The 23,933-nt window shown below is 58.5% G+C and carries 25 protein-coding genes; 18 read left to right on the forward strand and 7 right to left on the reverse strand.

Going from position 1 to position 23,933, the window contains the following annotated elements; genetic code table 11:
• Positions 1 to 39 precede the first annotated feature (39 nt).
• Positions 40 to 1,269 (forward strand): plasmid replication protein RepC, encoded by a 1,230-nt coding sequence (gene repC, locus EU803_RS15170; protein ID WP_129684358.1) that lies wholly within the window; start codon positions 40 to 42, stop codon positions 1,267 to 1,269.
• Between the two features lie 73 nt (positions 1,270 to 1,342).
• Here repC and EU803_RS15175 read toward each other — a convergent pair whose 3' ends face one another.
• Positions 1,343 to 2,401, reverse strand: a complete 1,059-nt coding sequence (locus tag EU803_RS15175) for a tyrosine-type recombinase/integrase (RefSeq protein ID WP_242494388.1) — start codon at positions 2,399 to 2,401, stop codon at positions 1,343 to 1,345.
• A 22-nt stretch (positions 2,402 to 2,423) separates the two neighbouring features.
• On the opposite strand from EU803_RS15175, the gene EU803_RS15180 reads away from it, so the two are divergent.
• From EU803_RS15180 to EU803_RS15220, 9 genes are all read left to right on the forward strand, one after another.
• Entirely contained in the window at positions 2,424 to 2,645 is a 222-nt protein-coding gene (locus EU803_RS15180; RefSeq protein ID WP_129684362.1) for a type II toxin-antitoxin system CcdA family antitoxin, read from the forward strand.
• A gap of 12 nt (positions 2,646 to 2,657) precedes the next feature.
• On the forward strand, positions 2,658 to 2,951 hold the full coding sequence (locus EU803_RS15185) for a CcdB family protein (RefSeq protein WP_129684364.1): 294 nt from the start codon (positions 2,658 to 2,660) through the stop codon (positions 2,949 to 2,951).
• A 254-nt stretch (positions 2,952 to 3,205) separates the two neighbouring features.
• The gene (locus EU803_RS15190) at positions 3,206 to 4,090 is read left to right on the forward strand and encodes a DUF1403 family protein (RefSeq protein WP_129684366.1); all 885 of its coding nucleotides are present in this window, start codon (positions 3,206 to 3,208) and stop codon (positions 4,088 to 4,090) included.
• Positions 4,091 to 4,158: 68 nt separating this feature from the next.
• A complete protein-coding gene (locus EU803_RS15195; RefSeq protein ID WP_129684368.1) occupies positions 4,159 to 4,392 on the forward strand; it encodes a type II toxin-antitoxin system CcdA family antitoxin in 234 nt (77 codons plus the stop codon).
• Complete coding sequence (locus tag EU803_RS15200; RefSeq protein ID WP_129684369.1) at positions 4,392 to 4,688, forward strand: CcdB family protein; 297 nt, start codon at positions 4,392 to 4,394, stop codon at positions 4,686 to 4,688. Before EU803_RS15195 ends, EU803_RS15200 begins: the two co-directional genes overlap by 1 nt.
• 56 nt (positions 4,689 to 4,744) lie before the next feature.
• Complete coding sequence (locus EU803_RS15205; protein WP_129684630.1) at positions 4,745 to 5,269, forward strand: SMC-Scp complex subunit ScpB; 525 nt, start codon at positions 4,745 to 4,747, stop codon at positions 5,267 to 5,269.
• 125 nt (positions 5,270 to 5,394) lie between these two features.
• A complete protein-coding gene (locus tag EU803_RS15210) occupies positions 5,395 to 5,646 on the forward strand; it encodes a hypothetical protein (protein WP_129684371.1) in 252 nt (83 codons plus the stop codon).
• A 58-nt stretch (positions 5,647 to 5,704) separates the two neighbouring features.
• Positions 5,705 to 7,186 carry an alpha/beta hydrolase gene (locus EU803_RS15215; RefSeq protein WP_129684373.1) on the forward strand — a complete coding sequence of 494 codons (1,482 nt, stop codon included), beginning with the start codon at positions 5,705 to 5,707 and terminating at the stop codon, positions 7,184 to 7,186.
• Between the two features lie 324 nt (positions 7,187 to 7,510).
• A complete protein-coding gene (locus EU803_RS15220) occupies positions 7,511 to 9,049 on the forward strand; it encodes a Hint domain-containing protein (RefSeq protein WP_129684375.1) in 1,539 nt (512 codons plus the stop codon).
• Between the two features lie 966 nt (positions 9,050 to 10,015).
• On the opposite strand, the gene EU803_RS15225 is transcribed toward EU803_RS15220, so the two are convergent.
• From EU803_RS15225 to EU803_RS18625, 4 genes are all read right to left on the reverse strand, one after another.
• The gene (locus EU803_RS15225; protein WP_129684377.1) at positions 10,016 to 10,207 is read right to left on the reverse strand and encodes a hypothetical protein; all 192 of its coding nucleotides are present in this window, start codon (positions 10,205 to 10,207) and stop codon (positions 10,016 to 10,018) included.
• A 718-nt stretch (positions 10,208 to 10,925) separates the two neighbouring features.
• Positions 10,926 to 14,048, reverse strand: a complete 3,123-nt coding sequence (locus EU803_RS15230; RefSeq protein WP_129684379.1) for a Hint domain-containing protein — start codon at positions 14,046 to 14,048, stop codon at positions 10,926 to 10,928.
• Between the two features lie 620 nt (positions 14,049 to 14,668).
• Positions 14,669 to 16,486 carry an alpha/beta hydrolase gene (locus EU803_RS15235; RefSeq protein ID WP_165352859.1) on the reverse strand — a complete coding sequence of 606 codons (1,818 nt, stop codon included), beginning with the start codon at positions 16,484 to 16,486 and terminating at the stop codon, positions 14,669 to 14,671.
• Between the two features lie 1,355 nt (positions 16,487 to 17,841).
• The gene (locus EU803_RS18625; RefSeq protein ID WP_165352860.1) at positions 17,842 to 18,171 is read right to left on the reverse strand and encodes a hypothetical protein; all 330 of its coding nucleotides are present in this window, start codon (positions 18,169 to 18,171) and stop codon (positions 17,842 to 17,844) included.
• Here EU803_RS18625 and EU803_RS18630 point away from each other — a divergent pair.
• Positions 18,160 to 18,318, forward strand: a complete 159-nt coding sequence (locus EU803_RS18630) for a hypothetical protein (RefSeq protein WP_165352861.1) — start codon at positions 18,160 to 18,162, stop codon at positions 18,316 to 18,318. The two genes, EU803_RS18625 and EU803_RS18630, sit on opposite strands and share 12 nt — an antisense overlap.
• Before the next feature lie 156 nt (positions 18,319 to 18,474).
• Complete coding sequence (locus EU803_RS15245) at positions 18,475 to 19,047, forward strand: ATP-binding protein (RefSeq protein WP_207209225.1); 573 nt, start codon at positions 18,475 to 18,477, stop codon at positions 19,045 to 19,047.
• 118 nt (positions 19,048 to 19,165) lie between these two features.
• Here the strand turns inward: EU803_RS15245 and EU803_RS18885 are convergent, their stop codons facing one another.
• Positions 19,166 to 19,297: a hypothetical protein gene (locus EU803_RS18885; RefSeq protein ID WP_277985711.1), complete on the reverse strand. Its 132-nt coding sequence runs from the start codon at positions 19,295 to 19,297 to the stop codon at positions 19,166 to 19,168.
• A 15-nt stretch (positions 19,298 to 19,312) separates the two neighbouring features.
• Positions 19,313 to 19,768 (reverse strand): group III truncated hemoglobin, encoded by a 456-nt coding sequence (locus EU803_RS15250; protein WP_165352862.1) that lies wholly within the window; start codon positions 19,766 to 19,768, stop codon positions 19,313 to 19,315.
• An 88-nt stretch (positions 19,769 to 19,856) separates the two neighbouring features.
• On the opposite strand from EU803_RS15250, the gene EU803_RS15255 reads away from it, so the two are divergent.
• From EU803_RS15255 to EU803_RS18635, 6 genes are all read left to right on the forward strand, one after another.
• Positions 19,857 to 20,303 carry an Rrf2 family transcriptional regulator gene (locus EU803_RS15255; protein ID WP_129684387.1) on the forward strand — a complete coding sequence of 149 codons (447 nt, stop codon included), beginning with the start codon at positions 19,857 to 19,859 and terminating at the stop codon, positions 20,301 to 20,303.
• Between the two features lie 133 nt (positions 20,304 to 20,436).
• On the forward strand, positions 20,437 to 21,930 hold the full coding sequence (gene ccoN, locus EU803_RS15260; protein ID WP_242494389.1) for a cytochrome-c oxidase, cbb3-type subunit I: 1,494 nt from the start codon (positions 20,437 to 20,439) through the stop codon (positions 21,928 to 21,930).
• A gap of 4 nt (positions 21,931 to 21,934) precedes the next feature.
• The gene (ccoO, locus tag EU803_RS15265; RefSeq protein WP_129684391.1) at positions 21,935 to 22,663 is read left to right on the forward strand and encodes a cytochrome-c oxidase, cbb3-type subunit II; all 729 of its coding nucleotides are present in this window, start codon (positions 21,935 to 21,937) and stop codon (positions 22,661 to 22,663) included.
• Positions 22,660 to 22,827, forward strand: coding sequence for a CcoQ/FixQ family Cbb3-type cytochrome c oxidase assembly chaperone (locus tag EU803_RS15270; protein ID WP_129684393.1), 168 nt, complete (start codon positions 22,660 to 22,662; stop codon positions 22,825 to 22,827). The genes ccoO and EU803_RS15270 overlap by 4 nt, the downstream gene beginning before the upstream one ends.
• Complete coding sequence (gene ccoP / locus EU803_RS15275) at positions 22,824 to 23,732, forward strand: cytochrome-c oxidase, cbb3-type subunit III (protein ID WP_129684395.1); 909 nt, start codon at positions 22,824 to 22,826, stop codon at positions 23,730 to 23,732. Before EU803_RS15270 ends, ccoP begins: the two co-directional genes overlap by 4 nt.
• Positions 23,729 to 23,890, forward strand: a complete 162-nt coding sequence (locus EU803_RS18635) for a hypothetical protein (RefSeq protein WP_165352863.1) — start codon at positions 23,729 to 23,731, stop codon at positions 23,888 to 23,890. Before ccoP ends, EU803_RS18635 begins: the two co-directional genes overlap by 4 nt.
• Positions 23,891 to 23,933: the final 43 nt, after the last annotated feature.

The following is a 23,933-nucleotide window of genomic DNA, read 5'->3' on the forward strand; positions in this document are numbered from 1 at the left end:
ATTCGCGGGCCGGGAATTCTTTGTCTTCGTGATGATTATATGGATTACACGCCGGTAACGCCGTTTCGGCGAACGGTTGATGCTGCCATTCTGAAACATCGGATGGCCGCACAGGAAGAGCTGCCACCCACCGGGGCAAACAAGTGGGAAGTCCTGAGGGAACTCGCCGCCGCGCGGGTCGCCTTTGGTCTCTCCGATCGTGATCTGACCGTGCTTCAGGCCTTGGTCAGCTTTCACCAAGCGACCATTCTGGGCGGGAACGAAGGCGATCCTATTGTCCACCCGTCGAACCGGTCGATCTGCGAGCGACTGAACGGGATGCCCTGTTCCACGATGCGGCGTCATTTGTCGAACCTTGTGCAGACCGGTTTCATTCTTCGTCGCGACAGTCCCAACGGAAAACGCTATGCGCGGCGCTACGGCGACGAGAAAGTGACATTTGGGTTTGATCTGTCCCCCCTCGTCCGGCGCTTCCAGGAGGTCTGCGAGGCCGCAGAGGTCGTGCGTGCGGCCGAGGAACGCTTCCAGAGGCTCCGCTCCGCTGTGAGCCTCATGCGGCGCGATCTGGCGGGGCTCGCTGAATATGGCCGGTCTCTGCGCCCGGACCTTGGCCTCTGGGACCAATTCGCGGATCTGGCAGCGCTTGTGGCCCGCGATCTCCGCAGGAAACTCGATATGGCCGATCTAAAGCGGATCGAGGCCGCACTTCTTGACGGGTTGAACCATGCACGCAGGCTTCTTGGTGAAGATGATGCAGAAGATATGAGCACCAATGACGCTATAAATGAGCATCACTATCAGAATTCAAATAAAGACTTTTATGTATTTGAACCACGCTCAGAAAGCGCGAGGGGCAATCGTTGTGATCCGGACCCGGACCTTGAGCAATCTGAAGACATGGAGGCGGAACTTGACAGACCCGTCCCGCGGGATAATCGGAACTTGCCAAACATTCCGCTTGGTTTGGTTCTCTCGTCCTGCCGCGAATTCAAGACATATTCCGACCGACCCGTTCGGCACTGGCACGAGCTGGTAAGAATTGCAGATATCGTAAGACCGATGATGGGCATTTCCCCGTCCGCCTGGGACGAGGCGAAGCGGTTCATGGGGCCCGAGGAGGCGTCGGTTGTGATTGTGGCGATGCTGGAACGATTTGAAGAGATCAAATCGCCCGGAGGTTATTTGCGGGCATTGACGGCGAAGGCGACCCTGGGGGAATTCTCATGTGGCCCGATGATCATGGCGCTCATGCGACGGGATGCCGCCTAGGATGTTCACAGCTGTGAACTCGCAGCTTGTCGGTGGTTCTGGCAAAAAAGTTCACAGCTGTGAACTGTCGCGTCTAGAGCCCGGCGGCCTTGGTCAGGTTCACCCGGAAGCGGTCGCGACGACGCTGGTAGCGACGGGTCATTTCAGCAGAGGCATGTCCGAGGTGCTTCTGTACGTACCGATCATCGACCTCCGCCGAACTGGCAAGACCGGCGCGCAGCGAGTGACCGGAGAAAAGCGCAAGCCGTTCCTTCTCCGGCAATTCGGCCCGAATACCAGCATCAATGACCGTTCGTTTGATCAACCGCGCGACATGCTTGTCGTTCAGCCGTGTTCCCAAGGCCCGTTTCCCGTTTCGCGAGGTGCCGACGAACATAGGTCCGAAGTCGATTCTTGCGAAGTGCAGCCATTGTTCCAGCGCATGGACGGGGCAGGTCTGGTCGGAAGTTCCGCGTCCGATCTCGACCTCTCGCCATCCGGTCTTGGCGTTCAAGGTCAACAGGACGCCTTGCTTCTCGATCTCGATCCAGCCGCCACTGTCTGGTGTATCATCCTTGTGGACGTCGAGGCTGACGATCTCCGATCTGCGCAAGCCTCCGGCATAACCCAGAAGCAGGATCGCCCGATCTCTAAGTCCGCGCAGATCGTAGGGTAGGGTGGCGACCATCGCGAGAATGTCTGCGGCGAGTATCGCTTCTTTCTGCACCGGTGGTCGGGCGTGTTTCCGCCTGATACCGGCCAGAACCGTGGTGATATGCCGGTTCTTGCGATCGAGGGTGAAGCTCCGTTGTGCGTAGTTCCAAGCGAGACCAGAAAGGCGCCGCTCGATCGTCGAGACGGAGAGGGCAGGGGAGCCGCCAGCACCGGACGCCAGATCCGCGAGATAAAGCCCGATCATCTCCGAGGATGGAGGCAGAGGCTCCGCGCCCTTCACACGGCACCAGCGCGCGAAATGCGCCCAGTCTTTGGCATAGGCCGTCAGAGTGTTCTCGGAGGCCGCGGCGCGTGCGTAGTCACGGGCAGTGTCTACGAGACGATCTAGGGAGCTGGACCCGGCAACACGTGAGGGCAGGGCGATCGTGTCGCTTCGGTCCTGTTCCGGCAAAGCGCCTGATTTATGCTCTTTAGTCATACGCATTCTCCGGGAGGTCGATATGGGCCGCGTTGAAGTTAACCTGATGCTGGATGCTGATGGCGCCGAAACCGCGCGGTCGCTTGGTCTTAACATGTCGCGCCTTGCCGAAGCGGCGATCATCGAGGCAGGCAAAGTTGAGCGAAACCGACTGTGGCGCGAGGCGAACCAATCGGCAATTGTCGCCTATGCACAGGAGGTCGCAAATGAAGGCTTGCCCCTTGCTGGCTATCGCAGCTTCTGATGCGGGGACGAGATGGCGCAATTTGATCTTCATCGCCTCGAGAATGGGCAACTTGTCGTGGACCTTCACACCGATCTGATCAGAATCAACGCATCGCGCTTCGTCGCCCTTTTGCGCGAGGCAGGGCGATATCCAGCGTTTCCGGCCCTTACTCCCGCTATCGAACACGATGGGACGACGTGGATCGTTCGGGTACAGGAATTGGCAGCGGTACCTGGCGTTGAATTGAGAGATCGGATTGGGTCTCTGGCCAGCCATCGAGACGACCCTAAGCGCGCGTTGGACATCCTGATCGACGGCGTATGACCTGAGGTGACGACCGAGTGCCCCCTGTCGGGAAGAGAGACCTCGAGCCCGAATGCGCGCCTCAACGTTCTCATCGATCGAAGGCTCGATTGGCGGCTTTGATCTCGATTTCTCGTTGTTTTCTGACATGGCGCTGAGGATGCTTCGTTATGTCCGATAATGTAAACTTATTGGACATAATGACGCGACGCAAGGTGAGGCGCTTTTAGTGATAATTGCTGGCGAAAAGCGCCGTCATGTTATAGGCCTTGAGCATGCCAGACGCCTTGCAAGTTCCCACCGACGACCTAGACAGAATACCCCGGATGCCTGCCTGGGTCACCGCGACACGCATTGAAAGCCCTGAAGACGTTGCATTTTTGTCGGGTGCCGCGCTCAGCCATCTGCATCTTGTGTTGGCACGCATGGAAGTGCCCCAAGCCTTGTTAAGGGCGCGGTTGGCGTTGCGCGCTGCGGAGGCTTGCGTGGCGGTTTCGGGACGACCAGAGCGGGAAATGGACCTGCGCGATGCGGTGCATCTTCTGCGTCCTGGCGACCTGCCGGGGCCGGCGGGCGAGACCTGTCTGGCGTGGCTCCGTGCAGTGGAACGGCCCGTGTCGGTCAGGGCGCTTGATCGGGCGTTGACCGGCATGAGTGCCGAGAGGATCGCAGTCTGGCTGGATGCAGGGCAGGGGGGTGCCGTCCGGAGAGCCGCCGCCGTTCTGGAAACCGTTCTTGCGGATGATCCACGGGGAGAGGTGCCTGCCCTGATCCTTGCCGAAGCAGCCCTGGCGCAGGCGCTTGGTTGGGATCATCTTGTGCCGCTCCTTGCCGGGGGGGTGACGCGGGCTGACCTGCGCAAGCGGGGGGCGGATCTGCAATTGGCCTGTCATCGCGCGATCCTGAAGTCGACGATCGCGGCGTCGCGGATTGCGTCGGATCTGGCGCGCCGGGCGGATCGTTTGCTTGCGGTTGCGCCTCGGCTGCGGGCGAAGCGGGCAGGGGAGGCGGTGCAGCTGTTCCTGAACCGGGATGCTGTTGCCGCCGCAGCGTTGCCCCTGTCGGACCGCGCGGCGCGGCGTTTGTGCGATCGGTTGGTCGAACTGGGCGCGGTGCGGGAGTTGACCGGCAGGGACACGTTTCGACTCTATGGGTTGTGAGCAATCGACTTCCACATAAGGGATGTGTATATTTGATACCCAGAACACTGCTCGACGGGAGGAAGCCGATGGGAAAGCAACGCACGAATATTTCGGTCGACCGGGGCGTTCTGGGCGAGGCGCGGACCTTTGGGTTGAATGTTTCGGCAATCGCCGAGGCGGCGCTGATCGAGTCCGTGTCCGAGGCCCGGGCGCGCGCCTGGACGGCCGAGAATGCCGAGGCTCTTGACCAACGGCGGAAGTGGATCGCCGAGCAGGGTCTGCCACTGGCGCGGTGGCAAGTCTGGTCACCGGGGGCGTAATGGCACAATTCCACGTCTATCGTTTGCCGGACGGACAGTTGGTTCTGGATTTGCAGACCGACCTGATCGACACTGGAAGCCGGGTCGTCGCACCGCTGCTGCCTGTCACTGCAGTGTTGAAGCCCTTGACCCGGCTAGAGCCGGAGTTCGACATCGGGGGCGAGCGGGTGGCCCTGCATACCGCCGAGATGGCGGCCATTCCCAGCGCGCTGCTAAGCGCCGACCCGGTCGCTGATCTGACATCGGAGGACTACGCCATTCGAGGGGCGCTCGATATGGTGTTTTCCGGGTTTTGACAGAGCTGGACCGGGAGCTTGCGGACCTGCCGCCAGAGCTGCGCTGGCGCGAATGGATGCGGCGGATCGAGGCGGTTCTGTTCGCGTCGTCCAGTCCGGTTGCGGGGTCCGACCTTGCCAAGGTGGTGGGGCAGGGGGCCTCGGTCGATCTGCTGGTCGAGGATCTTTCCGCCGATCTGGAGGGGCGCGCCTTTGAAGTTGCGAAGGTGGCGGATGGGTGGATGTTGCGGACCCGCAAGGCCTATGCACCCGCGATCAGGGCCGCGGCCGACGTCGGCGCGCAGGCGCTGGATTTGAACCCCTTCGATGTCGCCGTTCTGGCGGCCATTGCCTATCATCAACCCATCACGCGGGACGGTCTCAAGGACATCTTCGGCAAGGAAATCAGCCGTGACCTGATTGGCCGGCTGCACGGACTTGGGTTGATCGGAACCGGCCCGCGATCCCCCCGGCGCGGGGCGCCCTATACGTTCGTCACCACCGATGAATTCCTCGTGGCTTTCGGCCTGGAGAGCCTCCTTGACCTGCCCGACCGGGAACAGATCGAGGATGCGGGTTTGGCGAAAGGGAGGCATGATTAGGTATGGCCCCTTTGAAGTCATGGAAATTCATCCATTAGGCTGGACTTAGTATGAGTGCCGTAGGTTCAGTGTTGTCCCAACTTTGATACGAGTTAGCGTTCCTTTTGAGAACTAGAAGACGTTGTATGACGACTGGAAATACGACTGACACCCTTCCCAGGCTGATTTATGGGACCACCGTCGATGCGGATGTATGGGAAGATCTACTTCGTCCGGTGTCCCATTTGACCGAACTTCTCGCCGAGAACGAGACGAACCCCATCGCTGGAATGATCGATGGGGCGGCCAATATAGATACTGTATTGGGGCATATCGAACAGGCAACAAAAGTTCATCGACAAAATGCTGACCTACAAGGAGGCAGGCCAGTTTCTTGAACAAAGCCTTTCCCATTTTGCCTTTGGACTGGCCTAATTCAGTGACGAGGGCGAGATCATGTGGTCGAGCTCTGAGATGTCGCGGCTCTGCGCTGACCTCGGGGATTCTGACTGCCCAAGTCAACTGGAGTTGGTGGATTGGGAAACCGGGGAAACGGCAACAACCAAATCTTGGGTGAAGCGCTGCAAAACCGCGACCAAGACCCAGCATCTGAGGCTGGTCAACAGTGACAATCTAATTCAGCTGCTCCTTTTCCCGCGGCAGGTCGCGGAGCGCTACGGGTCGCCAGTTCGGGCGGTTGCCGCGCTCATGTTTATTGATCCCACCAAATCCGATGCCCTGAACAGTTTTTCGACCATCTACTCCCTCAGCCCCCGCGAGACCGACCTGCTCCGCCACATGTTGCAGCGGCGGGATGTGCGGCAAGCTGCGGTGGAGATCGGCGTCACCTATGAAACGGGGCGCACCTACTTGAAACGCATTTATGAAAAGACAGGATGCGCCAATCAGGCTGAGTTCAATTCCCGCATCTTGAGTACGCCGTTCGCTCTGCTGCGCGACAGACGTGAAGCGGGTTCCCATCGGGATGTGAGGCGGATGTTCATCTTGTCCGATCGCCGGAAGATGGAGGCCATTGTTCTTGGCCCCAAGAGTGGCAGTCCAGTGGTGTTCTTCCAGGGCAATGTCGAGGCCTCGCTTAATGTTGTGGACGACACGAAGGACATTGAGGCGGTACCTGACCGGATGCATATCCACCTGATCATCCCTCAGTGGGCAGGGACCGACCGATCCGAAGCTGTGCCCGACAGCTATCGTTGCCCGGACTTTGTGCGGGATGTCGTCGAGATTGCGAATCAACTATCGGTCTGCAGGTTTGCGACAGTCGCAAAGGGGTTCGCCACCGACAGCGCCCTTCGGTTTGCCTATGACTTTCCGGATCGGGTGACAAAGGTGGTTCTGGCGTCTGCATATAATTCCAACACCGCCCATGCCTACTATTGTGAAGAGACCAGCACCTTCGATCGACTGTCCAACCACCTTGTTCGCAAGCCGCCGCGTGTCGGGCGTGCAGCCAACGGTTTGATGTGGCGGCAGGTGGCGCAGGACCCAGCCAAGATCGCTTCCGTCCTGGCTCGCTCTGCAACTTGTGAAGCCGACAGAAAGCTTCTGGAGGATCCCAGGTTGTTCGAGGCGGAAAGATCCCTGATCACTCGCCGCTTTGCCCAAGGTTACGAAGGTCAGGTACACCAAGCGTTGGATCGGATCCAGCCGGTTACGGTTCCACTGGAGCATATTCAACAGGACGTCGAGATCTATCAATGCGACAAGGAACGCGTCACCCCGCTCTCAGGTGCGCGACTGCTTGCCGACGCACTTCCGCACGGCAGGTTGCACGTTCTGCATGGCGCCGGCCATCATCATATCCATCAAAATTGGCCCTGCTACTTGCCCGGGCGGCCGGGCGCCCCGTCACTGCACCGAAGGCCTTCCCCGCAACCCGGCACCCGAAGCGATTGCATAACTTCAGTCAGTCTATAGCTATTTTTAGCACAATCGTGGATTTCACTCCCATTTGGGGACTGTGAATCAGGAGCAGGGCAAATACCCAGCATCCGGGGGCTTCACAGGTCGGTGATCAGCCGGCTTCCGGAGCAAAAGTCTGCGATGCGAACGGTTGGAAAACTGACGTATTTCCGGGAAGGGCAGGGGCAGAGCTCGGCTGCGCCCTGCCCTTCGTGGTCACAGCGTTTGTCGTATGCTTTGGCGTGAGGTGGGGCGGTTAGACCGCGCCCAAATCGTGGCCATTTGCCTGACCGACCACTCAATGACTGCTCCACTTGTTGAAGGAAGAGGGTGGCAGCGATGATCGGTTATCTTGTTGATCTTGGGACTAACTGTGAGGTCGACCGGGGAGACAGCATCTCCACGGTACAGGTGACGTTTACCGAAGACTCGCTGTTGGGAACGGGTGCCTGGCTTTGGACCGGCACCGCCGGGACCGGGTCGACTTATCTGCGCTATGGTAGTTACCACCTCGGGTCGGACGGCAGTACCTACGTCATCCCGGATGCCGATTTCCCAACGAGCGGCACTGCTACCGCTTATTATGGTCCCTATGATATCGTCGGCACCTTCGGAGCGGACAAACTCGTCGGTACGACGGGCGACGATCTGATCAATGGGCGCGGCGGTGACGACACCCTGTTTGGTGGTGAGGGACGGGACGCCATCGACGGTGGCTTTGGCGATGACATCGTGTACGTGGATGGCGGCGATGACGTCATAGACAGTGACGCTGGCCATGACACGGTCTATGGCGGCGCTGGGAATGACAATCTCAGATCGGGTGACGGTGATGACGTCGTTTATGGTGGCGCCGGCAACGAGGAAAACTCCCTTGGGAGCTCCGGCGGCACCAACACGGTTTTCGGCGACGCGGGCAATGACAGCGTCTGGGTCGGCACCGGAAACGATATCGTCTATGGCGGCCTGGGCAACGACACGATCACCTTTGCCGAAGGTGACGTGGTTCTGGGCGATGGGGGCGACGATACCTTCCTCCTCGAGAATCTGGGCGAACCGGCCAACGGCACGATCACCGTCACGGGCGGGAATGATGCAGAGACCCTGGGCGGGGGCGACACGCTGCAGTTGGGTGACCTGGCGGATCTGTCGACGCTGAACATCACCAGCACTACGACCAACGCCAGCGGCAACACCTCATATTCCGGGTCGGTCACGCTGGATGACGGCACGACGCTCAACTTCAGCGAGATCGAGAGCATTGTCTGTTTCACCCGCGGCACTCTGATCAAGACCATCGACGGTGAGCGCCTGATTCAGGACCTGAGGCCGGGGGACTGGGTTCTGACCTACGACCGGGGCTACCAGCCGCTGCGCTGGATCGGATCGACCCGTGTTGCCGCGTTTGGAAAGTTTGCCCCGATCCGTTTCGCCCGTGGGGTGCTGGGCAATGACCGACCCCTCCTCGTGTCGCCGCAGATCAGGATGCTGCTCAGCGGCTGGCGGGCCGAACTCTATACCGGCAAGACCGAGGTTCTGGTCCCGGCGCTCCACCTGGTGAACGACAGCACGATCACCCGGCTGATCGGCGGAGAGGTGGACTATTTCCACATGCTGTTCGACCAGCACGAACTGGTGTTCAGCAACGGTTGCGTCTCGGAAAGCTTTCACCCCGGAGAACAGAGCTGGTCAGCGCTCTGCGAAGAGGCCCGGCAGGAAACCTTCGACCTGTTTCCGGACCCGATCAGCTCTGGCTTCAACGCCTTCGGCGACGCGGCCCGCTATTCGGTGAAACGGAACGAGGCGCACTGCCTGGCCGAGGATCTTGACACCTTGGCGGCGGAATCGGGCGAAGATGCGCGGGCATATGTCGCCTGAAGCCAAAACCCCGGGACCAGGTGATCACGCGACATGACGACCCAAACCACCCTCCTGCACAACGGCTTGCTGGTCCTGAGTGCACAGGGAGAGCTGTTTAACCACGTGGCAACCAATGGCCTCATATGGAGCGGGGAAGGCGACGGGTCTGGGTGGGTCGCAAGCCGAACCGGTCGCATCCGGCGTCTTATTGGAATCTCAAAAAAGTAGAAAAATTAAGGTGATGTCCCCAAATGGGAGCATCCCGAATTACGCTTTCCTTTATGAAGACCACAGGCAGACACCGCCTTTGCGCCCCCCACTCTCTGGCGCAGAGGTGCCTATAGGGATGGGTTGACGCACCACTTCAATCCATCCCTTCCCACAGCAGAATCGTGTCTTGTGGTCAGTCGGTCCCGGCAGAAGAACCGGGTTGGTCAAATCCATTCCATCGCCGATACCGCACCTTGCCTCAAACTGTGATGGCTCGACCAGACGGCCGGACACAGGGCACCTAAGGAACGGAGCAAACCCCTGAGAAGGTGAGCCGACCGCCCATTTGTCTGCATGCCCGATGGAGCGTTCTTGTTAGCAAACTAACGATACCGGACCTGCGAACTTGTTTTCGAATGCCGGGCCAAGGATGACGCAGGCTTCGCATGATCTAAGCACTCGGCGCGCAGTCGATCCGGCTGACGGCCATGAAACCATGCACTAAACCCCCCGCAGAAAGCCAGTTTTGCACATTCTGGCTGATGGTTTGCGCGGGATCTTGGATTAGAGCCCGTCGAAGGGATTGTGCCAGAAATCGATTTCGTTCAACTGCGCATTCCTGCGGCGCACATTCGGGGTAACGCCCAGCGGAAGCCCGGCCGCCGCGGCAAATGGCAAGGCTTTTGCCACACGGAAATCAGCTTAGCTGATCCCATCGCCCAAAAGCTATTCCCGGCTTTCCAAATGTCTATCTACGATCGGCAAATGCTCTGATCAGTCTTCCAGACCATGTTCAATCTCGGCCTCGGGTCGCCGATTTTCGTCGAACATCGGCATGATGACCCGGCTGAAGTAAGCGGGATCCGTGGCCTTGTTCAAATGGTGGGTGGCCCAGCTGATCCAGCCGATCATCTCGGGTTGATCCTCGCCGTGCCGCCAAGAGTCGGACCCTGTGAGCATCGACAAACGGCAGATGATGGCATCAGTCTCCCAAGCGGTATGCGCTCTTCTTCAACCAAAACTGGATAGCAGCCGTTGGGGTTCAAACAGGGATAGGCCGCCTTTACTTCAGGAGCCATCGTGTAGCCCAGAACGTAGCTTACGTCAGTGTCCGATTTTCTGGGAGTAGCTCTCCGGGTGTGGGTTTGGGCAGGATATCTCCTCCACTCAGAACGAAGGGCGTAGGTCATGCAAGTTCGTCATCTTGCCTCGACCGGGATCGCCACACCTGCGACGTCACCACTCTCAAGTGCGCATCAGCCCATGTGCCACGTTCTTTAGCCGGGTCCAGCCCACTAATAAGCCATCGGCAACCGCCCTTCCGCGCCAGTGTAGCACAGGCTGTCTATACCGCGCACAGGAGGGCGGCGGCCCGGAACGGTTTCTTAGTAATGTCGCGCTCCTCCGTCACCCTGACCAGCTTGAGCTTGAGGCACCGGTTCTTGGCCTCGTGGTCAATGCCGGGCTACTTCGGCACAGGACCGCCGAACCGCTTCTTCCACTTTTACAGAGAATGCGTGCCTTTGCCCAACCGCCGAGAAGCCTCCCGAACCGGATACCCCTGAACTGTGATCTGATGCACCGCATCTCGCTTGAACTCGTTGCCATAATTGCTTTTCCGCATGTCGGCCCCCTTGCTTCAAAATTAGAGGGAAGGCGTCTACAAATCTAAGGGAACCTCAGACTAGGCCGCGTAAGATGGTGCGCTTGTTTTCTTTTGCTGTTCATCGGCGGCCAGTGATTGGGAAAGGCAATATGCCTCGGTCTTGCACACTGAGTAGCGTGCCGAGCTGCCATAAGATGCAAAAACCGTTTGCTCCAAATCCGGAAAGAGCGTCAGGATTTCTGCACGTGCTGCTTCACACAGGGCCGACCAGCCCTGTTCACCTGGGTGGAAGCTTTCCGAAATGCATCCATTGGAGAAGACCAGCTCGTGCTGATCGAACAACATGTGAAAATATTCGATCTCTCCTCCTTCTTGTCTAGTGATCGTGGTGCCGTTCACGAGATGAACTGCAGGGACCAACACTTCGGCTTCACCGGCGATCAATTCAGCAGCCCAACCACACATGAACATGCGATGTTGGGGTGAAACGAAGATCGGCCGATCGTTGCCCAAAACACCGGTTTCGAAGCGGATCGGGGCGAGTTTTCCGACAGCCAGTACCGTAGATGAGCCGACCCAACGCAGGGTCTGGAAACCACGATCGACAGTCAGGACCCGCATACCGGGTCGAAGATCCTCGATCCGAACCTCGCCTTCGATTGTCTTAATATAGGTACCACGTGCAAAACAGACGATATTCTCGATTTGCGAGAAGTTGAGTGTGGTTCCGTCATCCAGTGTAACTGTGCCGGTATAGCTGGTGTTGCCGCTTCCATTCACGGTTGTGTCGGTGATATTAAGAGTCGAAAGATCAGCAAGATCCCCCAATTGCAACGTATCGCCGCCACCTGCGGTTTCGCCAAGATTACCGCCGGTTACCGTGATGGTGCCATTCCCGGTTTCCCCGAGATTTTCGAGTGTGAAGAGGTCGTCACCATCCCCACCATCAGCAGTGTCGCCTTGGGCGAAATGCAAGGTGTCATTGCCGGTATCGCCGCTTATTGTGTCCGTGCCTAAACCGCCCGAGAGGTCATCGTTGCCATCACCGCCAAAAATTTCGTCGTTTCCATCGCCACCAGCGATGGTATCGTCCCCGAAATTGCCAATGATGGTGTCATTGCCTGCACCACCATCGACGCTATCGGCCGATTGATCCGCACCAGAGAGGGTGTAGGTATAGATCGTGTCGTTCCCAGCGCCACCGTAGATGATGTCCGAGTCAGCGCCCCCGAAAATGCGGTCATCGCCATCGCCGCCATAGATCAGGTCGTTGAGATCGCCGCCATAGACAGTGTCGTTCCCCGTTCCAGCATAAATAGAATCGTTACCCGCACCGCCTTCAATCCCGTCGTCACCCGCCCCGCCGTAAAGGGTGTCGTTGCCCATATCCCCAATGAGCCAGTCATTTCCAGAACCGCCAATGACGGTGTCATTTCCGCCGCCAGCACTCAGGTCCATCCCCGTCAGGTCAGCGGAGGCATCAATGTAGTCGCTTCCAAAGCTCGTGTAGATCGCTTCGACCTGATAAAAAGTAGCGGTTCCGGTCGAATCCGAGATGGTGCCCTGACCGCTGCCAGACAGGACCACGGTCTTATCTGTGGTAGACGAATAGGGGGTGTCGATAATGTCAAGATCGTTGCCGCCCTCACCGCCAAAGAATACCTCTCCGTTGAACATGCCGTCGACAAGAACCAGACGGTCCGAATCATTGCCGCCATAGAAGGTGTCATTTCCGGCCGAAGCCATCAGCGTATCGTTGCCAGTACCACCATAGACGGTATCATTGCCCGCGCCGGCGCTGATCGTGTCGTTCCCTGCGCCTGCGTCGATCAAGTCGTCATTGCCGCTGTGCCCGGAAAGAATTGCGTCGTTGTTGTCGACTTTGTCGCCCTGGGGGTCGCCTGTATAGGACGTATTGATAAAGTCGTTGCCTGTCGTGCCCGAAACGGTTCCGTTCAGGGTCGAATAGGGCGGCGGCAAAAGCAGGTTTTCGATCTCGGTGAAATTGATAGTGGTCCAGCCACTCGAGCTCTGGACTTGGACAGAGCCGGATGTTGAATCCCCGTCCGCATCAGTGGTTTGCACCAGATTTCTGTACGAAATGAAGGCGGTTAGGTCCAGGGTATCATTGTCGGTCGTGCCAGCGGTTCCACCATCGACGGTGATTGTGCTGGTGAGTGACCCAAATCCGTCAGGGGTATTCGCGCTGATATCGATTGTGTCTGAATCGTCGCCGCCATAGATGACATCGCCGGACCCGCCATAAATCAGATCATTCCCGGCATCCCCATACAGGGTGTCGTTGCCGTTGCTCCCTGTGATCGTGTCATGACCGGCGCCGCCATAAATCAGGTCGTTGCCAGCGCCGCCGTACAATTTATCGCTATAGGTGCCGGACCCGCCATAGATCGTATCGTTCCCTGTCCCGCCATAAATCGTGTCGCTGCCAATTCCGCCGTCCAGCGTGTCGTTACCTGCGCCACCATCTACGTAGTCGCTGCCTGACCCTGCATAGACGCGGTCGTTGCCGCCATATGCGTATATACGGTCGTTCAGACCATCTGCGCCGTCGACGACATCGCCTTCAGGGTCACCGGTATAGTTAATATCAATAAGGTCCGCACCCGAGGTGCCTTCCACAGTGCCGTCAGGTGCCACATAGAGGGGGGGCAGAAGCAGGTTTTCGATTTCCACATAGGTCAACCGGATCCAGTTTCCATTCTGGTCGAGCACCTCGATAACGCTCGATGTCGAATTGCCATCCGCATCGACCGAGGCAGTGACTGATCCGAAGGGCCGATAGGCAACATATGAACGCAGATCGAGTGTGTCATAGTCACCGTTGCCAGTATCGCCACCAATGAAGCGGACGCCTGTTGTCCGCGTCGTATCCGGCTGGAGCGAATATGCATCGGCGATCATGATGTCGTTGCCGTCACCGGCATAGATATCGTCGCCACTACCGCCATAGATGGTGTCGTCGCCGGCGCCACCATAAATGTAGTCGATATTGTTTCCACCGACTATATAGTCATTTCCACTCCCCCCAGTAAGGGTGTCATTTCCGTCCCCGCCAAAGATCGAGTGATTGCCACCGTAGAACTGAATTGTGTCGTTGCCAGCGCCGCCATACGCGACATGGTTTCCGGTTGCGCCATCAATGATCACGTCGTTGCCGCTTGTCCCAGTATAAGTGGTCATTTCTGGAATCCTTTCAGATCACATTGGATGGGTTTGGAAGGGAAGAAAGAGTCGGGCACTTTAGCCAGCTTCCGCCGGCGCAAGGGCCATGGAGCTTCGCCGTGGATTGGAGCACCCAATCCGACCAAAGCGTCCTGTTCGGACATAAACGACATTTACAGCACCCCAGTTTCGAACGGTGAGAAAATGCGTGCTGCAATGCTCCGACGACAGAACCAACCGTTGGCGTAGCCCAAGCGGTGTTCAAGGCGCAAAAATCCAGCTTTCCGAAAACCTTTGAAAGGCTCGGGCGGAAAATGGCACAACAGATCCCACAGACAGGCAGCTAGAGTTCGCAGCGAACTCCTTGAACCATATGGTCGGCGACGAAGCGCGGCGGCTCCATCAGCAATCGAAAACAGAATTTGCAACAAACATTGACTCCAAACATCGACAATTTGTCGAAAATTGAAGCCCCCACATCGTTTGGAATATGCTGCCGCCATCCTGGCGAAAACCCACAACTGGGGGGGGTGAGGCAGGTATTCCTGTTTGTTATCGGACTTTTAACAACCAATGATTGCGCCATCTTGGGTCAGACCCATCAAGAAATGAGCTTCCCGTCCCGGCGCCGCTCTAGGCTACTGACGGTTCGACCGCCGGCCTTTGGTTGATTCTTTCTCCAACAAGAGAGTGCTGCCCTTCGCCAAGAGCCCACGTATGGGCATGTCTCTGCCCGCTGCGCGCGCCAGCATCCAAGGCCAGTTTCGATAGTAGTGATAGTGCCCTTCATTGTGCAGAACATGCAGATTGCAATTGGGCAACTCTTCCGCCAGCATCTGCGCTCCGACCAAAGGGGTTACCATTTCGGTATCGCAGTTGTAGATTTCTACCGGAGTTTTGATGCCACCCAAAGGAAAAGCCCGTAGGGTGAAGCGGTTCATCGATCGCTGGATTTGGCCCTTGAACCCTTGGGCCTGACGACGTTGAATCAGCGAATGTTCCGTTCTGACAACGTTTGGATCTAACAGTATTTCCCGGTCGGCCTGACAGGTCGCAGATCGCGCCAGAATGCGTGCCAGTTTGGATGGGTCCTGCGCTGCCTGACGCCACATAAGTTTAAGAACTGACCGCCCCATCGCCGGCCACTTCGTTGCCAATAGGTTCGTCAATCTGAAAAAGAACTCTGTGTTCCTTAAGTTCTCGGCCCCCATGTTGGAGTTATAGGCGGAGGCCAAGACCAACTTGTCGATCCGCTCTGGAAACCGATAGGCCAAAGACAGCGCACAGTTGGTGGAGTAGGCCTTGGCGTAGACCGCAAAGGACTTAAACCCGAGTTGTGACGCAATTTCCACTATATCCAGGCAATAGTCCCAGCAGGCAAAGGAGTCGGTGGCATAGTCCGAACGATAGGTCCCGGGCCACTGAGGTAGAAAAACCCTGATGTTTTGAGTCTCAAGATACCCTGCAATCTCGTCAGTATTGTCCAGAACGTTAAAAAATAGATCAAAATTCGATTGCAGAACGAGAACAGGACTCCCGTTTTTCGGCCCGAGAACAAAACATTCAACTTGCCTCCCGGATGGCATCGTAAACATCCGCCGAAGGTCGGTATTATTGTTCTGGCCTGTTCGGGCACGCAAGATCGACGCCGGACCATCGATGATGCGGGAGTTCAATTGCGCCTGACTGGTGCAGCCGGTTTTTTCGAATACCTTCTTCGCGTAGCTCCGTGCGGTTTCATACGTAACCCCCATATTGGAGGCAACCATGCGCATGTCATGGCCGCTCAGCATTTCCGAGACGAGATCTTTCTCGCGCCGAGTGAGGCCGTACTTTTGCGCGAATAGCGCGACCGCATCAGATCTGGAGACATCTACGTTGATCAGGGCAGCTGCTGCTCTGACAGAGAAACCGTATTTTTCGATTTGCTGGCGTGGGAGCAACAGAAGCTCAGAGCGCGTGTCCGACCGATCAAGCCTCAAGTGAATTGGGACTTCCAGGTTTTTTGATCCACGCACCCAAGACTTGGCCGAACGGGTCTCAACTTCGGTTAGAGATACCAGTTCCATTCCGGTCACTGCCCCGCCCGCGGCCCCTACGGATGCCAAACGCAACATCTCGGTATTCGCCCAGATCAGCTCTCCCTCGTCGTCAAAAAAGGCGAGGCCAAAGGCAAGATGGGCCAAGCTTTGCTCCAGAAACTGGTTCGTTTCCTGATATGCAAGCATCTTGTCGGCAATAGCACATGCCTGATTGAAATGGCGCAGGATATTTTCGATCTTCGATGCTTCTTCGGAACTTGCGTACTCCAGATCTTCCTCTGAGCTCAACAAGACCGCCTGACCGATGGCCTCCATCAACTGATGCCACGAATCTGCATTTACTGATGTGCCATAAATCAGGCCGGAAATGTCGTCGGGTTGTTTAACGAGTTCTGGTTTTTCTTTTTGTAGCATTTGAGCAGTCATTTGTTGGACGATGCGTGTCCGAAAGACAGCATTTGAACGTCGATATTGGGATACTGGATAGGGAACACAGGATTACCGGAGTGCTAATACACCACTTGACTACCCCGATAGGGCAGCGCACTTCCGGATTTAAGATTTCCCCAACCTATGCCTTAGCAGGTAACAAGTGGATATCTGATCGCAACCCCCCAATCGGGGGTAAAGCGGCGTTGCTATCTTGAGTGGTTAAAGTTATGAAATTGTGAAGAGAGTTCACCTTCCTTGCAGGTTAAAGGTCGATCCCATCGATTGCTGATTCATCGGTGGGTTTCAAGGAAACAAAAGCATAGGATCGGCTGATACCGCCGCTCTGGCCGGCCAAATATTGCTTCTCAGTTTCGCAAATACCCCACATTTGAGGATAATTGCCGCCGGTTTATGCCTCTAGAAGAGGAACAGGCAGACTCAACAGCCGTGTCCCCATACCAACCGGCTGTGCCTTGGGGCGGATCGTTTGGTTGCAACGATCCGCCCATTTCATGTCTGCAATATCAGCACCAAACCCCACCCAATTGGAAGTGCCTGCTTTTGTGCGGCGATCCTCTGATCAAGCTGTTCGTTTCCGAGTCTGATACTTTTGTTCATCACGGTGGCGCAGGGTTGTTGTCACTGTTGCCCAATAAATCAGAATCTCCGGAATCTGGCATTTTGGAGCATTTTTGCACCCTAAGTTTCAATATTTCCACAGGCGCCAAGCTCGAATATGTCCTGACGAACTGCTTGCAAAGCGCACTCGGATGCACTTGCGCGGCTCGTTCGACGCGTCTTCTTCCCAGCCGGATGCACTGTTTCCCTCCGTCCCGTAAGCCACTTATCGAGGTCCCGCGTCAACCCGCGGACCCGTTCAATCACCCGAAGATGTTGAGCAAAGGCGCGGCGCAACTCAAGGACCTTCCGTTCGTTTCCAAGTAGAATGATGGCAGCACCCAATATGGGAGAATCACGCCTACACCGACCGCAGCAAGTGCCCCCAGACTCCCGATCTCCGGAACTGCCTTGAGATGCAGTGTCAAATCCGCCTGTCGTACTCATGTCATTCTTGAGACTCTATCGTCGATGATCTCGATGCGCTGAACGATTGGTTGCGCCTGCGCTGTGAAGATCTGGCAGAGCGTTCCCATCCTGAGCAATCAGATCGCACGATTTCCGAAGTGTTCGAAGACGAACGCGCCGAGCTACGCATCTTGGGCCGCGCCTTTGACGGCTACGTGGAGAAGACCGTTCGTGTCCGCTCCACTTGCCTGGTTCAATATGCCAGCAATCGTTGCAGTGTGACGTGCCGGTTTGCGGGGCAACATGTGTCGCTACGTGCCTATGCTGGTCGGATCGTGCTGGTATCTGCTAAAGGGGTCATCGCCGAGCATAAGCGCCGCTTCACCCGCAACATCAGCTAATTTGAACCCTGGCACTACTTTCCCCTGCTGGACCGCAAGTCGGGTGCCCTGCGTGACGGAGCGCACTTCATAGGCTGGTAATTGCCCGATGCCATGCACCGGATCGGAGAACATTGCATGGCTCGCAAAGGTGGAAACCGGGAGTTCGCCGACCTGCTTCTGCTCGCCTAGGGTCACGGGATCTAGGTGGTTCAAACGGCGTGCGAGCTGGCCGTGGCGCAAAACTCCATGCGCCTTCATGGCATCTTCAACCTGATCAATCAGTTGGTAGAACCGTTCATCACACCGCTCAGCGAAACCTACGCTTATCCGCAACTGATCCTGCCGCCCGAAGCCAGTTGCAAACGCTATGAGGCGCTTTGCTCGGCTGAGGAGGCCGCCGAATGAACTCCCTCATCGACCAACTGACCGCCCTTCGCCTGCATGGAGTGGCAGCTTGCGCCCATGATTTGCTGTCCACACACAAGCCACCAAATCTGACCACAGAGATAAAGCAACTGATCGACGCCGAGACCGTAGAACGCCGGGTGCGCTCCATCCAGTATCAAATGTGCATCGCGAAGTGCCCCCCACCACAAGGACTTTGCCACCTTCGATTACGGCGCGGCCACCTTCACCCGGACCCAGATCGAACCGTTCTGCACGTGCCAGTTCACCGAGGAGGCACACAATCTCATCCTGGTGGGCGGAACAGGAACCGGCAAAACCCACATCGCCATCGCTCTCGGAACCACGCTGATCAACACCGGCAAGAAGGCGCACTTCTTCAATGCCGTCGATCTGATCAACGCCCTGATCAAGGAACGGGCCGAAGGCAATGCCGGGAAAAACATCCGGCATCTCTCAGCCCTGGACTGCGTCACCATCGACGAACTGGGCTACATCCCGTTCCCCAAGTCCGGCGGCGCATTGCTGCTTCATCTGATCAGCAAACACTATGAGAAGACCAGTGTCATAATCACCACCAATCTGGAGTTTGGAGAGTGGGTCTCGGTCTTCGGCGATGCCAAGATGACAACCGCTCTTCTGGATCGCGGCACCCATCAATGTGCCATAATCGATTCAGGCAACACGTCCTACCGCTTCACCCAAAGTAAACAGCGCAGTAAAAAGTAAACGCCCCGCAAGCAAAGCCTCCAGACGGACTCGCTATATGAGGGCGGCCCGCCTGGGGGCTTTGCGCCACAAAGGGTGAGTCAAATTCAAACGCTGAAACCGGGTCAGTCTTAATCGCTCATGGACAGTCTTCGACCATTTCGGCCAATTTGACCAAGGCTGGCAGGTGCGAGCGATGTCGGGCGTGATAGCGCACTTCAATGTAGCGGGTCAGCGCGGCGGTGTCGTGAATGGGGGCTGCTTCGGTCATCGTACTCTTCTCCCTTCAGCACAGGTTGGGAACATCGTCCGGGGCGGCTTTCGCATCCTCAACCGCCATATGCAGCGAGCGGGCGATGCGTTCGGCACGCTCGATCACGTGCGAAGCACCCGAAGGCGTGCAGGTTTCCCGCGCCGCCGCGCGAAACAGACCAAGCCAGCGCTCGAAATGCGCCGCATCGACCGGCAGCCGGGCATGAGCCGGCACTGGCCGACCGTGATAGCGCCCCGTCATCAGCGCGACGGATGACCAGAAGGCCACCATGCGGTCCAGGTGCGGCGTCCAGTCGGAGATTCGGGCCTCGAAGATCGGGCCGAGGTCCGCGTCCCGGCGCACCTTGTCGTAGAAGCGCTCTACGAGTGAGCGCAGCACCTGCTCGTCGAGGCCTGTTTCGGCCGTGATCGCCGCGGTCAGTTCGGGTCTGGCCGATGCGACTTGTGGCCGATCGTTTTGGGGTGTCATCGATTGCTCCGGTATTTCGCACTTGCAAAACATTCTACGTCTGGTAATCGGTATTGTAAATACCTATTCAAAGTGGAGATCAACGCAGATGCGCCTCACCTCCTTCACCGACTACGGTCTGCGCATGCTGATGCGCATGGCCGGCGAGCCCGAGCGCGCCTATTCCTCCGCCGAACTGGCCGATGAGTTTGGCCTGTCGCGCAATCACCTCGCGAAAATCATGCAGCGGCTGTCCCGGGGCGGATTGATCGAGACGCGGCGCGGTGGCGGCGGTGGCGCCGTGCTCGCAAAGCCGGCGAGCGAGCTCCGCCTCGGAGCAATCGTTCGGTTGCTGGAGGAGGGTCAGCCGCTCGTCGAGTGCTTCGCGGCCGACGGAGGCGATTGTTCGATTGATGGACAGTGCCGCCTGAAGGCACGGCTTCGCTCCGCCGAAGCTGCGTTTCTCGCGGATCTCGACGGATCCACGCTTGCCGCCATCGCCCTGAATCCCGCCCGCGCGGCCTGGACCTACGAGACGAGAGACAGACATGATTGAAACCCTCACACTCCGAGAAAGACGCATCGGGCTCTGCCTGTCGGTAGCGCTGGCCATGCTCGGCCTGGCGATGGCGGCGGCCGCCAGATCGGGTCCAATGGCCGTGCATGGCGCCATGGCACTGATCCTGGGCTTGTTGCTCGTCTTCGCCATCGGCGGGGCGCTTTACGATCACCCCGAACAGGGAGAGGGGCGGCTGACCCGATACTACGACGCGCCGACCCGTTTCGGGATCGTTATGACGCTGATCTGGGCTGTGATCGGCATGGGCGTCGGCGTCTGGCTGGCTGCGCTGATGTATTGGCCCGATGCGACGCCGCCCTGGCCCACGACAAGTTTCGGCCGGCTGCGTCCGGTGCACACTTCCGGTGTGATCTTTGGTTTTGGCGGAAACGCCCTGATCGCGACCTCGTTCTGGGTCCTGCAACGTACCTCGCGGGCGCGTCTCGCTGATGCGGTCAGCCCGTGGTTCGTGCTGATCGGATACAACCTGTTCTGTCTCTGGGCCGCGAGCGGCTATCTGATGGGGTCCACGCAATCCAAGGAATATGCCGAGCCCGAATGGTACGCCGACATTTGGCTGACGATCGTCTGGGTGACGTATTTCCTGCTCTACAATCGGACCCTCGCGCGTCGGGCTGAGCCACATATCTACGTCGCAAATTGGTACTACATGGCCTTCATCCTGGTTGTCGCGATGCTGCACATCGTCAACAATCTCGCCTTGCCGGTCAGCTGGACCGCGGCCGAGAGTTTCCCGGTTTGGGCCGGCGTGCAGGACGCGATGATCCAGTGGTGGTATGGCCACAACGCCGTGGCGTTCTTCCTGACGGCCGGGTTCCTCGGAATGCTCTACTATTTCCTGCCGGTACGCGCGGGGCGGCCGATCTGGTCCTACCGGCTGTCCATTCTCAGCTTCTGGGGCATCGTGTTCTTCTACATGTGGGCGGGCTCGCACCACCTGCACTATACCGCGCTGCCCCATTGGGTGCAGACGCTGGGGATGACCTTCTCGGTCATGCTGCTGGTGCCAAGCTGGGCCTCGGCGGGTAACGCGATCGCCACGCTGAACGGCGCCTGGCATAAGGTGCGCGACGACGCCACACTGCGTTTCATGTTCGTGGCCGCCGTGTTCTACGGCCTGTCCACGTTCGAGGGCTCGTTCCTCGCCATCCGGCCGGTCAATTCGCTGTCGCACTACACGGACTGGACGGTCGGACACGTCCATTCCGGCACACTGGGCTGGGTGGCGATGATCGTCTTCGGCGCGATCTATACGCTGGTACCGAAACTGTCCAACCGCGAACACATGGCTTGGCCCGCCGCGGTGGAGTGGCACTTCTGGCTCGCCGTCGTAGGGACGCTCGTTTACGTCGTTGCGCTCTGGAACGCGGGGATAACGCAAGGCCTGATGTGGCGAGCTTACGACGAGAATGGTGCGCTGTCCTACAGCTTCATCGAATCCGTCGAGGCGATGCTCCCCTATTACGCCGCGCGCACTCTAGGCGGGGCACTGTTTCTCGCCGGCGCCATTCTCTGCGCGCTCAATTGCCGGGCCACCATGCGGGCGGCCGGGAACACGGTGGACGCCACTGACCGGCCACTCTTGGCCCAACCGGCGGAGTGATCACATGCTGAAGCTGCACTACAACCTCGAAAAGATCTCCTTGGGCCTCGTCGGCGCGATCATCGCCGTAGCTTCAGTCGGCGGCATCGTTGAGATCGTGCCACTCTTTACCATCGAACAGACGGTGGACATCCCCGACGACCTGCGCCCGCACACGCCGCTGGAGCTTGCCGGGCGCGAGATCTATATCCGCGAAGGCTGCTACGCCTGCCACAGCCAGATGGTGCGCAGCCTCGCCGACGAGATCGACCGATACGGCCCCTATTCGCTTGCGGCGGATAGCGCGTACGAACACCCGATGCTCTGGGGGTCTAAGCGCACCGGGCCGGACCTGGCCCGCCTCGGCGAGAAATATTCCGACGCCTGGCATGTCGCGCATCTGATCGACCCGCGCAGCGTGGTCCCGGTATCGATCATGCCCGCCTATCCCTGGCTGATGCGGCCGCTTGACACCGATCTTCTCGAAGGGAATCTCGCGACACTGGCCCGCCTCGGTGTGCCCTACGACGAGGCGATGATCGAGAATGCCCTCGCCGATACACGGGCGCAGGCCCGGCCAGACGGAGTCGGGGTCGGCGGCCTGCAGGAGCGGTACGGCGAGGACATCGCCGTGCGGTCCTTCGACGGGGATCCCTCGCGCCTGACTGAAATGGATGCGCTCGTCGCCTATCTGCAGTCGCTCGGCACGCTGACCGATGCCGTCGCCGACCTGCTCGCAGAGGACGCGCAATGATCCACGAATCCCTGGTGCTCTTTGCCAAGATATTCGGGCCGATCTGGATGGGCGGGTTCCTCCTGATCGTGTTCATCCGCGCCTACAATCCCCGGCGGCGAGCGGAACAACAGCGCATCGCTCGGTCGATTCTGACCTTCGATAGCGCGGAGGAGCGGCGATGACGATAGATCCGAAGGCTTTGCCGGGCGTCGATCCGCATACCGGCAGCCGCGAGGTTGATCCGGTTACCGGCTACGACACGACCGGCCACGACTGGAGCGGGATACGGGAATTGAATACACCCTTCCCGAAAGTGGCATTGATCGCTCTCGCGATTACGGTCGCCTATTCGGTTATCGCCTGGGTGCTGCTGCCCGCCTGGCCGCTCGGGCGCGGCTACACGCGCGGGCTCCTCGGGCTCGATCAGGGCGAGATGGCGGTGGAGCGCCTAGACCTGATCGATTCCCGCCGAGGCGAGTGGCTTGCACAATTCGAAGATCCGGACTTCGGCCAGATCACGGCGGACGAGGTCCTGATGGCGCGCGTACGTCCCGCCGCCGACCGGCTCTTCCAGGACAATTGCGCGGCCTGCCATGGTGCCGCGGGCCTGGGCGGTCCCGGCTTTCCGGTTTTGGCGGACGATCACTGGCTCTGGGGCGGAGACCCCGAAACGACCGTCGAGACGCTTCAGGTCGGCATCAATGCCACCCATCCGGACACAAGGTGGGCCCAGATGCCAGCCTTCGACTGGATGGCGCGATCCGATCGCCGCGCGCTGGCCGAGTATGTCGCGGAGCTCCCAAGTGGGCAGGCCGACCACGAGAGTCCGGCCGCCGTCCTTTTCGATGAAAATTGCGTCGTATGCCATGGAGATGGCGGTGGCGGCGGGTTGATGAGCGGTGCACCTTCTCTGACCGACAATGCGGTGATCTACGGCCAGAGCGAAGCAAGCGTGATGGACACGCTTCGGAACGGGCGCCAGGGCGTCATGCCACACTGGTCCGATCGACTGACCGACGCCCAGATCAACCTTCTGGCAGTCTATGTGTCAGGGTTTGGCATCGACGCGGAGGAAGGCGATCCATGACCGCGACCGCGCAAAAACGGCTTGCCGTGCTCGCCGCCCTGTTGGCCGTGACGATCGTCGTCGGCGCCAACGGCCAACTGCTATCGGTCGCCTTTCGCTCGCAGCCGGCCTGCGTCGCGGTTGATCGCGCCGCCACACCCGCGAAACGCGTCTGCTAGGAGGTCCGCCAGTGCTCGAACCGCTTCCAACACTCCGTCCGCC

Origin of the sequence: Loktanella sp. IMCC34160, from assembly GCF_004145845.1 — a bacterium.
Lineage (GTDB): Bacteria > Pseudomonadota > Alphaproteobacteria > Rhodobacterales > Rhodobacteraceae > SELP01.